Source organism: Saccharicrinis carchari (assembly GCF_900182605.1).
GTDB classification, from domain to species: Bacteria; Bacteroidota; Bacteroidia; order Bacteroidales; family Marinilabiliaceae; genus Saccharicrinis; species Saccharicrinis carchari.
In genome coordinates, this window is sequence record NZ_FXTB01000004.1 from 71,078 (window position 1) to 87,569 (window position 16,492).

The 16,492-nt window shown below is 41.0% G+C and carries 12 protein-coding genes; 3 read left to right on the plus strand and 9 right to left on the minus strand.

Annotated elements, in window-relative coordinates:
- The first annotated feature begins 27 nt into the window (after window positions 1-27).
- Together gltA and FN809_RS09120 are read left to right on the plus strand one after the other, a co-directional pair.
- Complete coding sequence (gene gltA / locus FN809_RS09115) at window positions 28-1,506, plus strand: NADPH-dependent glutamate synthase (protein ID WP_142533213.1); 1,479 nt, start codon at window positions 28-30, stop codon at window positions 1,504-1,506.
- Between the two features lie 12 nt (window positions 1,507-1,518).
- The gene (locus FN809_RS09120) at window positions 1,519-2,514 is read left to right on the plus strand and encodes a dihydroorotate dehydrogenase-like protein (protein WP_142533214.1); all 996 of its coding nucleotides are present in this window, start codon (window positions 1,519-1,521) and stop codon (window positions 2,512-2,514) included.
- A gap of 113 nt (window positions 2,515-2,627) precedes the next feature.
- Here the strand turns inward: FN809_RS09120 and FN809_RS09125 are convergent, their stop codons facing one another.
- The 9 genes from FN809_RS09125 to FN809_RS09165 form a co-directional block, all read right to left on the minus strand.
- Window positions 2,628-4,538, minus strand: a complete 1,911-nt coding sequence (locus FN809_RS09125) for a SusD/RagB family nutrient-binding outer membrane lipoprotein (RefSeq protein ID WP_221929395.1) — start codon at window positions 4,536-4,538, stop codon at window positions 2,628-2,630.
- A gap of 22 nt (window positions 4,539-4,560) precedes the next feature.
- Window positions 4,561-7,671: a SusC/RagA family TonB-linked outer membrane protein gene (locus FN809_RS09130; protein WP_142533215.1), complete on the minus strand. Its 3,111-nt coding sequence runs from the start codon at window positions 7,669-7,671 to the stop codon at window positions 4,561-4,563.
- Between the two features lie 534 nt (window positions 7,672-8,205).
- Complete coding sequence (locus tag FN809_RS09135; RefSeq protein ID WP_142533216.1) at window positions 8,206-9,294, minus strand: phosphotransferase enzyme family protein; 1,089 nt, start codon at window positions 9,292-9,294, stop codon at window positions 8,206-8,208.
- Window positions 9,295-9,389: 95 nt separating this feature from the next.
- Window positions 9,390-10,211: a 1,4-dihydroxy-2-naphthoyl-CoA synthase gene (gene menB, locus FN809_RS09140; RefSeq protein ID WP_142533217.1), complete on the minus strand. Its 822-nt coding sequence runs from the start codon at window positions 10,209-10,211 to the stop codon at window positions 9,390-9,392.
- Window positions 10,212-10,341: 130 nt separating this feature from the next.
- Window positions 10,342-12,039 (minus strand): 2-succinyl-5-enolpyruvyl-6-hydroxy-3-cyclohexene-1-carboxylic-acid synthase, encoded by a 1,698-nt coding sequence (gene menD / locus FN809_RS09145; RefSeq protein ID WP_142533218.1) that lies wholly within the window; start codon window positions 12,037-12,039, stop codon window positions 10,342-10,344.
- A gap of 96 nt (window positions 12,040-12,135) precedes the next feature.
- The gene (locus FN809_RS09150; RefSeq protein WP_142533219.1) at window positions 12,136-12,825 is read right to left on the minus strand and encodes a hypothetical protein; all 690 of its coding nucleotides are present in this window, start codon (window positions 12,823-12,825) and stop codon (window positions 12,136-12,138) included.
- A 39-nt stretch (window positions 12,826-12,864) separates the two neighbouring features.
- Window positions 12,865-14,004: a chorismate-binding protein gene (locus FN809_RS09155; RefSeq protein ID WP_142533220.1), complete on the minus strand. Its 1,140-nt coding sequence runs from the start codon at window positions 14,002-14,004 to the stop codon at window positions 12,865-12,867.
- A gap of 3 nt (window positions 14,005-14,007) precedes the next feature.
- The gene (locus tag FN809_RS09160) at window positions 14,008-15,057 is read right to left on the minus strand and encodes a nucleoid-associated protein (RefSeq protein ID WP_142533221.1); all 1,050 of its coding nucleotides are present in this window, start codon (window positions 15,055-15,057) and stop codon (window positions 14,008-14,010) included.
- Window positions 15,058-15,091: 34 nt separating this feature from the next.
- On the minus strand, window positions 15,092-15,277 hold the full coding sequence (locus FN809_RS09165; protein ID WP_142533222.1) for a Lacal_2735 family protein: 186 nt from the start codon (window positions 15,275-15,277) through the stop codon (window positions 15,092-15,094).
- Between the two features lie 373 nt (window positions 15,278-15,650).
- On the opposite strand from FN809_RS09165, the gene FN809_RS09170 reads away from it, so the two are divergent.
- Window positions 15,651-16,469 (plus strand): universal stress protein, encoded by an 819-nt coding sequence (locus tag FN809_RS09170; protein WP_142533223.1) that lies wholly within the window; start codon window positions 15,651-15,653, stop codon window positions 16,467-16,469.
- Window positions 16,470-16,492 lie beyond the last annotated feature (23 nt).

Sequence of the window (16,492 nt, forward strand, 5' to 3'; positions counted from 1 at the left end):
TAATTTTAAAGCGTAAAATATTCCGCTATGGAAGAAATTAATTATCTTAAAGCAGAGCGCAGCCAGGCTTGGCGCGAGGATCTAAGAAAAAAAATAAAAAATAAGGATCGCACGGGACTGAGGCGAGTTAAAATGAACGAAGTGGATGCCCGGGAACGTATTACTTCTTACGTAGAAGTCAACTCCGGCCTGACCAAAGAACAAGCTCAAATAGAAGCCAGTCGTTGCATCGATTGCCCCAACCCTACCTGCATCACGGGCTGCCCCGTAGAAATAAACATCCCCAAGTTTATTAAACGAATTGAACAAGGCGATTTTTTGGAAGCCGCCAAGGTATTAAAGGAAACCAGTACCCTACCAGCCGTGTGCGGTAGAGTGTGCCCGCAAGAAAAACAATGCGAAGCCAACTGTTTTTATACCTTAAAACTAAAAAAAGATCCCGTAGCCATAGGTTACCTGGAGCGTTTTGCTGCCGATTACGAACAGGCCTCGGGCGAGATATCCATACCTGAAATAAACGAAAAAAACGGTATTAAAGTAGGCTGCATAGGCTCCGGTCCGGCAGGATTAACCTTTGCCGGCGAAATGGCAAAAATGGGTTATGAGGTTACTGTTTTTGAAGCACTGCACGAAATAGGTGGCGTATTAAAATATGGGATACCCGAGTTTAGGCTTCCTAACCACATTGTTGATGTAGAGATAGATGCCCTCAAAAGGATGGGTGTGCAATTCGAAACTAACTTTATAGTAGGAAAAACGGCGGCCATTGAAGATTTGAAAGAAGAAGGATTTAAAGCCTTTTTTGCAGGTAGCGGAGCCGGACTGCCTCGTTTTATGGGCATACCCGGTGAAAACTACCTCGGCATACTCAGCTCCAACGAATACCTTACTCGCATAAACCTAATGCAAGCCGCCGAGCACGATAGCGATACGCCCGTGGTAAGTGGTAAAAATGTGATGGTGATAGGTGGTGGTAATACGGCCATGGATTCAGTACGTACCGCCAAACGCCTGGGCGCCAAGCGGGCCATGATCGTCTATCGCAGGAGCATGGACGAAATGCCCGCACGCATAGAGGAGATAGAACATGCCAAAGAAGAGGGCATAGAATTTATGACTTTGGCCAACCCCATCGAATATTTTGCCGACAAAAACGGGCGCGTTAACCAGGTGAAGATTCAAAAAATGGAGCTGGGCGAGCCCGATGCCAGTGGCAGACGAAGACCCGTACCCATTGAGGGTTCGGAAGAAATAATAGAAGCAGAAACCGTAGTAGTAAGCGTGGGTGTTTCGCCCAATCCCATCGTACCGGACTCCTTACCGGATTTAGAAACCACAAAATGGGGAACTATCGTGGTAAATCCCCATAGCCTGCAATCATCGATCCCTGAAATGTTTGCCGGAGGTGATATTGTAAGAGGAGGAGCTACTGTTATCCTGGCTATGGGCGATGGCCGTAGGGCAGCGCAAGCCATGCACAAATATCTTAAAAATAATAAAGCATAACATTTTAGGATTATGAAGATACTGGAAACCAATTACATGGGGCTACGCCTCAAAAACCCTATCGTTGCCGGCAGTTGTGGCCTCACCTCAACGGTTGAAGGGATTAAACGTTTGGCCGAAAGCGGAGTGGCGGCGGTAGTCTTAAAATCTGTTTTTGAAGAGGAGGTAATCAAAGAACATGAAGAAACCTTAAAAAATAACCTGGGCGCCTTCGAAAACAATATGGAGTTTTTAGATTATTACGATTATCAGATTAAAGACGATGTGCTAAAGAAAATGGCCGGCATAATTGAAGAGGCTAAAAATCAGGTGGATATTCCCATCATCGGCAGCTTAAACTGTGCCACCTCCGGCGAATGGTTCTCCTATGCCAAACAATTGGAAAAAGCAGGGGTGGATGCCCTTGAGCTGAACGTTTTTAAACTACCTTTTGACATAAACCAAAAAGCCGACGAACAGGAAAAACTCTACCTGTCCATCATCGAAAAGGTGAAACAACACGTGCAGATACCTGTGGCTATAAAAATTGCCCCCTACTCCTCTAATCTGGCAGCCATGGTTAAAAAACTTGATGATGCCGGCGCAGATGGCATTACCCTGTTTAACCGTTTTTACAATGTAGATTTTGATATTATGACCGATGAGGTAAAGGCCGGAAATCCTTATTCGTCGGAGCACGATTATTTCAACACTTTAAGATGGATCTCTATCCTATCAGGTAAGGTGAATGCCGATTTAGCTGCCAGCACCGGAATTCATTCTGCCGAAACGGCCATTAAAATGATTATGGCAGGTGCTTCAGTAGTGCAATTGGTTTCTAAACTGTATAAAGATGGTGCGGGTTCAGTAGCCGGTATCCTAAAAAACATAACGCATTGGATGGACAAACGCAACTACGTAAGCATCGATGAGTTCAGAGGTAGTGTGCACCACGAACCCAAAGAAAACGCAGAGCGCTTTGAACGCGTTCAGTTTATGAAGTATTTTTCAAGTCATAATGCGGAGTAGAGAATAATGCCTTGCTCCACTAATTCGGGATGCAGCAACTCTTACAATTATAGCTTCAACAAAAAACGGCCACCTTATAGGTGGCCGTTTTAATTTTAAGTGAATAAGGCTTTCTATTCTTTTTGTGCCCACCACAATGGTGTTAACACCGCATCATCACCGCCCAAAAATCCAACAGCCTGCTGATATCCCTCAGGGTTGCTATTTTCTAAAGCTGAAGGATATTTTATACGTTGAGGAAAAAAGGACACTTGGCTGGTCATGAAATTGGACGCATTCAACGTGGGCAAATTGATCAAAGGTTTGTCAACAGCCGGATTCTCAAAGAATGGTAATCCCAGTCTTCTGTGATCGCTCCATGCCTCCAGTGGCAACCATGGATTTTGTGCAATATACTTCTGCGTAATGATTTTTGTTAGCAGATCATTGCTCACAGTTCCATTTTTATATAAATAATTTTTAGGATAATTGAACTCTACAGTTCCAGGTGTTTGGGTATAACCATCTATATAATCCATGGTAACCGGACTAGTAGGTTCAGTGGTGTGCTCCCAGCTAACAGAAGTACCCACCCGGTTATATTCTTCCGATGCAAGATAGCTTCCCAAATGCTCTTCTACTTCCCAATACTTAAAACTGGATTCAATACCTTTTTCGTAAGCCTCCTTACCGGAAATTGGTACAGACCAACCTCTAACCGAAGCTTCAGCAATCAGGAAATAGGTCTCCCAGGGCGCAAAGAAAATACGACCATCGTTTTCTTGCCTAAATTTTTGGCTTAAGCGCGGATTTGTACCGGTATAAGTAGCCACCTTATTTCTGGATGCTTTATCGCCCCAATCGCCCAGCGGTGCGGCATTCCAGGTGTAGGTAGCATCAATTTCAACCACCACATTTCCTTCGTCATCCACAAGGTTACGTTTCACTGTGCGCGCATCATTTGTCCATGATGGGTAAAATGAGAAATTAGGATTGTCGAAATCACCGGGAACAATAAAAGACTTATAGGCTCTTGGATCCATCTTTTCGTGCAATCCATCATACCAAAAACCGGTGGATGGATCGTTGGTCATCGAAGTTAGGTGATCCTCATACTTAACCCCCATATAGTTGGCAGGTTTAATACTGGCATGTAAATCATCCTCCAGCACATCAGCTGACATAACTCCACCTAAACCTATGTACAGGTTATTTAAGGTTGCCGATAAAGGCTGGCTGTTCCACTCACGACTCATTACAGCGGTAAGGTCGCTCCATCCCCCCTCTTCTTTCACTTTAAAAACCTCATCGTCGGCCAACATAATATCACCTGATACGGCTTCTTCAAATTCCGTTTTGGCCTTTTGGGCATCCACTTCGGAGAGACGCATGGCCAAGCGCATACGCATGGAGTTGGCATATTTTTTCCATTTAAGCAGATCAAAACCATAGGCTTTATCATACTTACTTAAATCCTCAGGCACTTTAGCATCATCCGACAAATTAATTTCGCCTGCTGCTTCCTTCAATTCCTGCAACATAAAATAGTACACCGACTTTAAGTCACTGAAATTAGGATTTACACCACTATAACCATCCAGTGGCATCGGGCCAAAGGTATCGGCAAATTCGCTCAGCAGATATACCCGCCAAATACGGGCTACTTGCTTAAGGTTCCCTGTGTAAGGCAGATCAGTACCTTGCTCCAATTTTTCATCGGCTATATTAACCGCCAGATAAGATGCCTTTAACCAATCAGATAAAGAATTATAATAATCATTACTCCAGCCATCGCTGTATCCACCGGTAGCCAAAGATCCGTTACCCCGCCATTGCCTGGCGGCTATTTTCCAATATAAAATAAAGGCTCTTTCGGCAACATGCGGATTTTGCTGCGCTCCGGTGATCGAAGTGTTAATAATGTATTCTATCTGCACCTGCTCAACACTTGCCGCTTTCGGGTCTATATTTATCTCCTCAAAGTCGGAGCAGCCTACCAGTGCTAAAAATCCCATAAGCACCGCGACTATATTTATTTTTATCATTTTTTTCATCATCATTCAATTTTTAAAAGTCCAGCGATAAATTAAAAATAAAGGTTCTTGTGGTAGGAGGAGCTGCATTTTCAAAACCAACAGCATTGGTTCCTGTTGCAAACACCGATTCTGGATCAACTCCGTTCAAGTGACTTTTGATTAGCCAAACATTATTCACGGTGAAACCCACTTTAACACGCTGCAAAGGTGTATTCTCAAGCACTTTACCTCTCAAACTATAATTCAACCTTATATTCCTTAATCTGATATTGGTTGCATCGTAAACGTTGGCTTCAACAATACCCACATTACCGGCACCTGCCACGGCCGACCAATAATCCTGGGGTGAAATTGCATTGGTATTGGCAACGTATGATCCACCCGACTCGGTAACACCATCTACAGTAATATCCTCACGCATTCCACCAGGTGCTGTTACCCCTGCCGTACCGGCCAGTTGCATCCCCTGATTGGTTCCGGAAAATATTTCCCCGCCAAAACGTCCATCAAACTGGAAGCTCAAATTTAATCCTTTGTAAGTAAATGAGTTTACCCAACCTACCATAGCGTCTGGTTGCTGATTACCCAACTTTTTAAGTTCAGGATCAGCCTGGGGGTATCCATTACCATCGAGCAAAATTTTACCAAAATGCTCACTTTTTTCATCTGTAACCCTTAGGAAAGTAGTACCATAAATTTCGCCGTACATACCACCTACCTCAGCTAAAATCTTTACATTATCAAAACCGCCAAGATGATACTCTTCTACACCTTCGGCCAGTTCTTCAATAGTATTTTCATTTTTAGAATAGTTTAACTGCATATCCCAGTTAAGACCTTCTTTGCTTTTTAGGATGGTACCATTTACCATTAACTCAATACCCTTGTTTTGAATATCTCCCGCATTGATTTTTTTAGCTGTGTATCCACTAATGGGATCCATAGGTAAATTAATTAGCTGGCGTGTTGCGTTAGATTTATACCATGCAAAATCAACAGCCAGACGATTTTGAAACAGTCGTAATTCGGCACCTACCTCATAGGATTTAATTAGCTCACTGCGCACGCTGGAGTCAAACAAAGTTTTTCCGGCTCCCGCGGTGGTTGTTCCAAGGGGATCTTTCCCAATCCAATACGTATTATACAATTCATAAGGACCTAAATCATTACCCACTTCGGCGTAAGAAGCTCTCACCTTACCAAAGGTAAGCCAAGCGGGTACCGACACATCCATTTTGCTCAACATATCGGTAACTAAATAAGAAGCCGTTATAGATGGATAAAAGAAAGAACGGTTTTCCTCGCTCAAAGTAGAAGACCAATCGTTGCGGAAAGTACCTTCTAAAAAGAAATAACCATCGTAATTCAATTGTACGTTACCATATACCGAATTTATTTTCCTTTCTCTAAAACTCTCGCTAACCCCCGGATTATCTACACCGTTATTCAACGAAAATAAATTGGGTACTTCAAGCTCACCAGAGCTACCCGATAAACCAGAACTTTGTTGCGACATCAGGTTGCCTCCAAGCATGGCGGAACCTCCAATATTACCTATTAAATTATCACGCGACGCAGATATTAAAGCACTAAAGTTGTTTTCGTAGAAAACATTTTTACCCAGGCTGTAACGACCACCCGATGACAAAGGACTGCCTGCATATTGCTTCGACTCCGTATTGGTAGTATAGCGGTCGGATCCACCCTTAATTTCAGCATTTAGCCAATGGTTAAACTTATATTTCAACGATCCGTGCATGATAAATCTATCGCGGCTATCCTCGTTCAGGTTATATTTGGCACCCCAGTATGGATTTACCTGACTACCTCCACCGTACCATATCATGTTTCCAGAAGCATCCACCGAGGGATCAAAATCGCGAATATCCATGGACACGGGCAGCAGATACATGGTATAATAAGCATTTGAAGGGTTTACACCAAGCAAAGGCCTGTTTTTTGCCGTCGTATTACCATACTGTACTTTTGTATCCAGGGTCCATCGCTCATCGGGACCAAATTTAGATGTGGACCTCGCCAACAGATTTGTTCTCCGCAACTTGGCACCCGGTATCATGCTTTTATCGTCCTTGTGCGTAAAAGAGGTGTAAACCGATGTTTTTTCGTATTGCTGCTGAAACGAAACATTATAATCCTGCGTAACACCAACATCGAAATAATTTTCGACATTATCGTAGGCTGTAAGCGGACCTGAGGATTCGTCCCATTTTGTTACTTGCTGTCCTTCAATCTTTGGCCCCCAACTGCTTGTGCTAAGATTATCAAAAACACCGTTTGTTCCTTGTCCGAATGAATTTTGCATATCGGGATTGGCAAAAATGGTTTCAAACCCAAAAGTGGATGAAACTGTAATACCCAAACCTTCTGTTTTTTTACCCGATTTGGTAGTAATCAATATTACACCATTACCTGCACGCGACCCGTACAAGGCAGCAGCTGAAGCACCTTTAAGCACCGACATACTTTCTATATCGTCGGGATTGATATCGCCAAGGCCGTTACCCATATCTGTTGAGGGGTTCCAATAATCATTGTTGGAGGCTCCTGTAAAGTTATCCACCGGAATTCCGTCCACCACAATAAGCGGCTGGTTATCTCCGGTTAACGAACTGTTACCCCGTAACACAATTTTTGATGAAGCAGCCGGACCTGCACTTGACTTAATTACTTGCAAACCGGATACCTTACCGCTCAAGGCATTGGCAACGTTAGCTTCTCTCGATTCAAGAATAGCTTCACCGGCTACTTCCTGAATGGCATAACCAAGTGCCTTTTTCTCGCGCTTAATACCCAAGGCGGTTACTACCACTTCGTCAAGACCTGTAATATCCGCTTCCATGGTAACGTTTACCACTGACTGACCAGCTACCGGAACCTCCTGAAGCTTAAAACCAATAAAGGAAAGAACCAGGGTAGATTGGTCGCTACCAACGGTCAAATTATAAACCCCATCAAAATTGGTGATGGTACCGTTCATTGTATTTTCCTTTTCCACTATATTTACTCCGGGTATCGGTTCGCCCGATTCATCTACTATTTTACCTGTAACCTGATGCTGGGCAACCATTGTAGCCGAAGCAAAAAACACAAGCAAAAACAGACTTAAAAAACTTTTCGTCATAATTCTCATTTTTTCAGTTTTTTTCAGATTAAAATTTTAACATTTTTTTTAACATACTTAATCATTATAGCATTAATAAAGAATAATAAAACGAATAGTAACTCAAAGAAAAAACCCGTATCACTACGTCAACAACAATATGCGTATTTTAAGTGTAACATTTCGACGTGTTAATATTTGTTTCTTATCATTAAATATTGTCATTGGCAAAAGTACGTTTAAGATTTTTTCCATTCAAATTTTATGATTGCGCTAAAACGTGTATTCATTACCTTTTAACGTGATGCAGTAAAGTAATTATGTATGACATAATGCGGTATCGCACTACTAAAAAACCTCACTGTACTAATATATAACTATATAAGTCTTTACAGGAGCAGAGCCTGCGGGAGATAACAATTATTAAGAGGCAGATGACAAAAAAAGGCAGACATGCTTTTAAGCAGTCTGCCTTTTTTTGTTTGCTCTATAAAAACTAAAAAAAATGATGTCTTTATTTCCACACGATTGTTCTATAACATCAACCTCTTATACTCATACATTTGCTTTAACCACTTCCTTCATTTTTTGGTATTGCGATTCAATACTTTGCAGCAATTTATATTGTGCATGGGTACGCACCAAATTGTGCTGAGGGTACTTGATTTTATAATAATTGTCGCCATCGATATAGTCCATCAAAAACCGGAGAACCTGCTCATAAGTGATGTATTTAGCCGAAAAAGCAAGGTGGTCTATCTCGGGCTGCGTTAAAAACGATTTTGTTTCCGACAGATAACCTTTGGTGTAAGCCGTAAAAATATCTATGTCCATGGATACTTTTTCCAGATCTTTGTCGTCCTCTAACCCGGTATTGGTGTAGGAACGGATGGCATCGCCAAAATCATTGAGCACCGTACTGCTCAACACGGTATCCAGGTCAATCACACAAAGCACATCGCCCTTGTCGTCGAAAAGAATGTTGTTTATTTTTGTGTCGTTGTGTGTTACCCTTGTGGGGATAGTACCATCTTCAACCAGTTGCCAGAAAGCCAGCATCTCGTCTCTTCTGTCTTCTATCCAGGAAATTTCCCTGGCCAGTTCTTTTTTACGTCCCACGGGATCTTTTGCCAGTACCTCGTCCCACTGTTTAAAACGAAAGCGGATATTGTGGAATCCGGGTAGTATATCCTTTAAGCTGCCTTTAAAATCGGAGGTCATGCTTTGAAATTTACCAATGCCTTTTCCTCCAGCATAGGCTAATTCGGGTGTATCGGCTGCTTCGTGCGTTACACTGCCTTGAATAAACAAACACAGCGCCCAAAACTCACCTTCCTCATCTTTATAATAAAGTTTGCCGTCTTTGGTTTTAGTAACGGTCATGGCCTCCCGCATAGGGTCGCCACCCTGTTCGTGTATCTTCGTTTTTAAATGCTGGGTTATTCTTTCGATATTATCCATCATGGCCGGCACATCGGTAAAAATATTTTTATTCTTACGCTGCATCAGGTAATTTGGCGAATCGGCAGAAACGGTTGTTAATATATAGGTATCGTTGATAAAACCTTCGCCCAATGGTTTGATGTCTTTTATTTCGCCGTCGATCTGAAAGCGTTCCGCAATTTTAAATAACTTTGTTTCCATGAATTTTCGCTAATTTGAGAAGATAAAAAGATTGATTAAACAAAAATGGAGAAAAAATAACAAAATACAGTATTTTACTGTTACTAATAATGATATCAAGGAAACTTAGGGAACTGATCAAAGTTGGGATCGCGTTTTTCAAGGAAAGCATTTTTACCTTCCTGTGCTTCCTCCATCAAATAATACATCAGAGTTGCATCACCGGCCATTTCCATTATGCCGTGCTGGCCATCTAACTCGGCATTTAATCCGCGCTTAATCATCCGTAAAGCCAGCGGACTCCGTTTCATGATGGTACGGCACCATTCTACGGTGGTTTCCTCGAGTGTTTCCAACGGAACTACTTTGTTTACCATACCCATTTTTTCGGCTTCTTCGGCAGTATATTGCTCGCAGAGAAACCATATTTCGCGTGCTTTTTTTTGCCCTACGTGTCGTGCCAGGTACGAAGAACCAAAACCGGCATCAAAACTGCCCACCTTGGGACCCGTTTGGCCAAACCTTGCATTCTCCGAAGCGATGGTAAGGTCGCAAACCACATGCAGCACATGTCCACCTCCTATGGCATATCCATTTACCATGGCGATGACCGGCTTAGGAAGCGAGCGAATTTTTTTGTGTAAATCCAGCACATTTAATCGGGGTACGCCTTGTTTGTCGATATATCCACCTACGCCTTTTACTTTTTGGTCGCCACCGGAGCAAAATGCTTTGTCGCCTGTTCCGGTCAGTACTACCACATTAATATCCTGCCGTTCGCGACAAATCTCAAAGGCATCCAGCATCCCCATAATGGTTTCGGGACGAAAAGCATTATAGACCTCCGGTCTGTTTATCGTCACCCTGGCTATTCCTTCAAAAAAATCAAATTTTATGTCGGAATACTCTTTAATGGTTTCCCAGTTATACTTGCTCATCTTATTAGCTTTTTAGATTATTGAACATTTTATTATTACCAATAAAAATTAGATCGATAGGTTGATTGACCGTTAAATTGATGGGGTATAAGATTATTGTAAAAAGATATACGTTTTACAGCTGTTCTCATTATCGGTTTGTTTGTAAATTTTTAAAATATTTACGTAATATCTTTCCATTTAGTTCTCCTGGCGTAAAAACCTCCAAAAGGCTGGCTTTATCATTACATTCCATCATTCGTTGATAAGCCGATATTAACTCCTCCCCATTAGAACAGCTAAAATAATTTAACCCAAAGGCTTTTGCAATGTATTTTGCCGACTGCTGATGTTTTGCTTCGAAAAACTCCTCCAACTCCGCTGTTTCCGCAGGTCCCGGAATAAAGCGAAATATACCACCTCCACCGTTGTTTATAACCACCACCTTAAAATTTTGTTTCAGGTACTTATTCCACAATCCGTTAGAATCGTAAAAAAACGACAAATCGCCCGTCACTAATAGGTTTGGCGCATCTAATACCATTGCGGCACCCACCGCCGTACTTACACTTCCATCTATCCCGCTAGTACCCCTGTTTGAAAAGGAGTTCACCTTAATTTCGTCCTGAAAAAGTTGGGCATATCTCACCGGCGTACTATTGGCCAGGTGCAAAACCGTGCCTTCGGGTATATGGGCGAATATATGGGCAAGCGCTTTAAAATCGCTCCATGGCACTTCGTGGGTATAGGCCATGTGAATCTTTTTGTTTTTCTGGCTTCGCTGCTGCCATATGTGCCGATAACGACCTTCTGTATTTTGCACTTTGGGGGCTACCTGACTAAAAAATGAACTTGGCTTCATTTTTATATTCATCGTCAGGTGCTGAAAGGTATCTATCACATTTTCATTTAAAGAAATATGCCAATGGGCTTTGGGAGGGTGGTTTCGCAACACACTTTTAATCTGTTTGCTTACTATCTGACCACCAAAAGTAATGAGCAAGCTGGGTTTAAACGAAGCTATTTCGAAGGTATTTATGCTAAAAACCTGTCGATCGATACATTGAATAAAACGATCCCCTTTTAAGTTAGAGCTTGTTTCGGTTAAAACCACCGTATTGGCATTTTCGGCCAGATGATTTAAAGCCCGGTTAAGCTGTGCATCCGGCAACATTACGCCCGTAAGCAACATCACCGCTTCGGCATTACTCCACTCTTGCGTCAGCACCCTTAATTGGCTTTCGTCGAGCACTGTAGCAGGCATTAAATTGTGATAGGGTTGTTTTTGCAATGGCATGGCTAGCGTGCGCCCATACAAAGGCTCGCGCAAAGGTATGTTTATGTGCGCAGGTCCGGCCACCGGATAAACCATTTTTTCAAATGCTTCGCTCACGCTGCGTTCCACGTACCATTGGTCGTCGGAGTGGTTTATTTGCACAGGTAAATCGCGTTTATAGCGAATATAATTGGCAAAAATATTTGATTGATTTATCGTTTGTCCATCGGCCTGGCCAATCCATTCCGGAGGCCTGTCCGCCGTTAAAATCAGCAAAGGTATTTCCTGATAAAATGCTTCGGCAACCGCAGGCGCATAATTGAGTGCTGCCGTACCACTGGTGCATAAAACGGCAACAGGTCTTTTGAGCTGCTGCGCCATTCCTAAAGCAAAAAAACCGGCACTGCGCTCATCTACAATGGTGTAGCACTTAACCCCTTTTAAAACATTAAATGATAGGGTTAAAGGGGCATTACGCGAGCCCGGCGAAATAACCACTTCTTTAAGTCCTAGTTTAAGGCATTGCTGCACTACTATTTGCACTACCGATTTATCGGATAAGGTTTTTGTCATTGTATTTTAATGGTTGAAAGTTGGTTTGTCAAGAATAAACCTCCTTGAATATACTCTTGCTTTGGCTAATATTTTTGAACATTTTTAGCCATCTTTTTAATAAAAATCTACAAGTGTTATATAGGTATCTACTATAACAGGATGTGAATTATCTGAACCACCATATGTTAAACTAGAACTTGATTTCTTCGAAAAATACTCTTTAACCAATCCAATTTCTGAATAACAACTATAACCATTATCAATGTATGAATCAGAATGTAATGATTCTATTTTAAAACATTCGTACTTCTTCCCATTCAATTCAAAATCCATGTGCGATACAACTTTTTTAAATCCCCCATCTGAATTCTCATAAGAACTCCATTTTGATTTCCGAGATAGTGGAAGTGCAATATGTTTAAAAAAATGAGTATGAATTATATCATCAATAGTATAATAGAAAACCTCCCATAATCCTTCCGTTGATAAATATCGAAAACTCTTTGTACTTTCTTTAAAGCCATCGTTTAAAATCTCAAATCTAAAAACCTTAACATCTAAAGTATCGAATAAAATTGTGTCCTTTTCTATCCAAGTCGTAGATTTCATCCTTGTAGTATCTATTTTAACAACTTTATTAGAGTTATACGATTCTAAGTGTTGCGTTATAGTTACCCAATCATAAACCCAAGTAGTACCAACTTCCATAGGAAGTTTATCAATAATTAAATTGCTATGATTATTGTCTTTTTCACAACTTACTGTTATAAATAGTAGAAATATTAATCCTATAAATGGCTTCATTTTTTATATTACTTCAATTCTCGATTATCTTTAATCCTTTCACTCAATAGCGTTATCAGCGTCTTTATTTACCAATTTCCTCATCCCTTTTACTTTTTTTATCACGCTGCTCAAGGTTTGTGCTTTCAGCTCAGTTTCGCGCCATTCATTATTCACATCCGAACCTGATGTTATTCCGCCACCCAGGTACAAATCTACACCACCATTGGTAAATTTCATGCTCCGTATGTTTACATACAGCCTTATTTGGTTAGGACGTATCCGTCCTAAAAAGCCGGCATAAAAAGTACGCTTGTGCAGTTCTACCTCAGCAATTACTTTCATCGATTCTTGCTTTGGCAAACCACACACGGCCGGCGTGGGATGTAAATCGCTGACAAAACTTCCCAGCCGGTCGGTAATTTGCTCTGTACCAAAACCAAATTGTGTTTTCAGGTGTAATATTTTGCCTGCTACCACTGTATCGGGTCCCTTTACAACGGCGTTGCGTATGCCGTATTTGTTGAGCACACCCAATACAAAATCGCTTACCATTTGCTGCTCGTCCCGTTCTTTGTCCCCCCATGCAATGCGCTCACCCTGCTTTTTTTTTGTTCCCGCCAGCGCCACTACCGTACCCACCCCCTCTACCGCCTTAAACAGCAACTCAGGACTGGCTCCTGTCCACAATCCGGATTGCGGTGTGTAAGCCATATAGGTATATGCCTTGGGATAAGACTGGCACAGCTCATAAAAAAAGTCGTCTGCTCCTTCGGCATTTATTCCATCCAAATGTTTTATTCGCGATAAAATAGCTTTCGAAATTCTGCCGTTTTGTATCTCGGTCAGCATCTTCTGAAATTGATTTTTATAAGCCGCATAATCGGTGCAAAAAGAAGGTTCCTGTACTTCTTCCTTATGCGATTTTATCTTTTTTATCTGCTCAAAAACTGACATATCCACCTCAGCTTCAATTACAAAGTCACATTTTAAACAAAGCACTTTTTGCTCCAGCAACGAAAATGGAGCCATCACATAAATATCTTCACCTGCCATAAACAGCTCCTCAACGCCAATTTTTTGCACTGTTTCTGAAATAATTAACACAGCATCAACGGCTCTGGGTAACTTGTAAATAGCAAACGGTATTTTTTGCTTTAAGCAATACTTCAATATCTGCGACTGACTTACTTTTTCCACTATTTAGCTTTCTATTTCGTAATATAAGGTGTAATAGTTCAATCCCTTTTGCTGGTCGTAGCCTCGTTCTATGTAATCACGTCGCCCGTGTATGTACACATGAAAGTTTTTATCGAGCTTTAGGATAGATTTAAAAGTACTTTTTTGGCCTTTAACTGCACTCTTTGAAATGTCAAATTCTTCTTTTAAGGGAATGCTCGACTCTTGTTGATAACTTTCCTTGTAATCTTTAAATGCGTCAATTACTTCGGGCTGACCAATTACCTCGTGTTCAAAGTGGGCTTCGTTAAAATTATCCTTACTACTAAAAAAATCCATCGATTTATTCAGCATATCAATTTGGTCGGCACGTGCCACTTCATTGTCCTTATTATACACATCGTTTACAAAACCGCGGCACATCTCCATATAATTACGGGTAAAATAATAATTATCCTCCCGGGGCTGAAGTCCCAAAAAATCGTCTACCCAAAAGCGGGCTTCGTTACCTTTATTGATATTGTCGACAGAACAGATTTTGTACCCTTGTTCCTTTTCGGTATTAAAAATAAGGCATCCTTTGTCGAGCCTTTTAATATTGATACCTTCCTGGGTTCCCAGCTCAAAATTTTGGTCTTTTAAATAAACCTTTAAAAAAGTTTCCTTATTCTCCGATTTAAAAATACCGATGGCGTTAACCAGCTCGCCATCTACCACCACATTACTGAAGATGGCCATGTAAAACTCACCTCCTTTAATCTTGGGGTGGTTGGAATTTTCGTACAACAGCTCGGCAATACGTATGGATGCATCATAAAATGCCGACGCATTACCAAAAAGAGAATCGATGGTGGTGTAAACCTCATTTTGACTAATATCTTCAGGATGCCAAAAATTATAATAAGCATCCTCTTTAAAAGGCTTAAAAAAATAGCCCAACAAAACATCAGCCACCGTTTCGTCATTTTGCAAATGCATTATATCTTTTGAAAAGCGTATTGGTTCGGCCTCGGCTCTGCACCCCACCTGATGCACTACCAGCTTATCGATGATAGCTTGCGAAAAATCAATCATTTTTTATACTTTAACTTAAACAGCTACAAATATACTAAACTGAATGCTTGTTCTGCATTTGCAGGCTCTCTATTTGTTTTAAAATTTCATTTGCCTCCACCACCTTGCTATCGCTTGCCTTTCGGTTAATTTTAGATAGTTTGTGTGCTTCTGCAAGTAACTTACGATACTGAGCGTCAAGCTTCATAATCTTTGGTTTTTTTTTGAATAGATTGAACATACCTTTAATTTTAAAGCGATTGTTTTGTATAGCTTATAGCAAAATTAGTTAAACGCTATTTACCAGGTATTGTTTTATGCTCTGCTAAACTAAAACTACACGCTAATATGAAACTAAACCGGCAACAACTTGCAAACGAGGTAAATAATTAAGATATTTACATATAGTTGATATGATACTTGCGGAGGTTGAATTACAGTTACGCAAAGCTCACCCCATCCTAAGGCAGATCACAAATGCAAGCTGTTTTATGCCGTTCCGCACAAACGCAACGATTCTTTTTAACCGGAGATTCGCTGTTACTTGCTTCTCACCACGGTATCCTGTTACCGGTTCTTTTATAGTGTTGATTGATGACATTAAATTTATGGCCATGAAAAACATACTAATATTGACCGATTTTTCGAGCACAGCCCGAAATGCTGCGCTCTACGCCTTAAAAATGTTTGATAACGACTCTGATGTCGTTTTTAAACTACTCAACGCCTATGATCTCGAATTTAGCGGAAGCCCCTATGTGATGCAGGTAAAAGAAGAGATGGCGTATGAAAGTAAAAAAGGCTTAAAGCAAGAATTAAAAGTGCTTAACCAGTCTTTTCCTTCGGCAGATATAGAAGTACTCTCTACCTTTGGAACCTTGATTGACGTAATACACGATTACATTGCCAAGCACCACCCACACTTAATAGTATTGGGCTGCAGAGGCGAATCAGCACTTGAAAATTTTTTGTTGGGTTCAAATGCCTACGAAGTTATCAAAAATATTAAAGCACCTATTTTGGTGATTCCGAAAAGCGCAGAATTCAAAAAGCCCAAAAAAATTGTTTTTGCAACGGATTTAAAAGATATAAAAAACAAGGACGTTACCACTCCCATTCGTGATTTGTTAGAGCGGTTTGGGTCGGAACTCGTTTTTGTGAATGTATTGGACGATGAATATGTGAACCGCTTAGATGCCGAAAATAGAATAACTACTCACTTTCCGAATACCGATTTAACATTTAATTTTATTGAAGGCGACGATGTGAGTAAAACTATTTTTAAATTCATGCACGAAAACGATGCCGAAATAGTAGCTATGGTGCGTCGCGATGTAAGCTTCTTCGACCGTATATTTCACCCGAGCCTTACCAAAAAAATGGTACTTCAACCCGAATACCCAATGCTTGTATTACACGATGATCTGGAGTAGATTATATGGCTATACCGCAATAG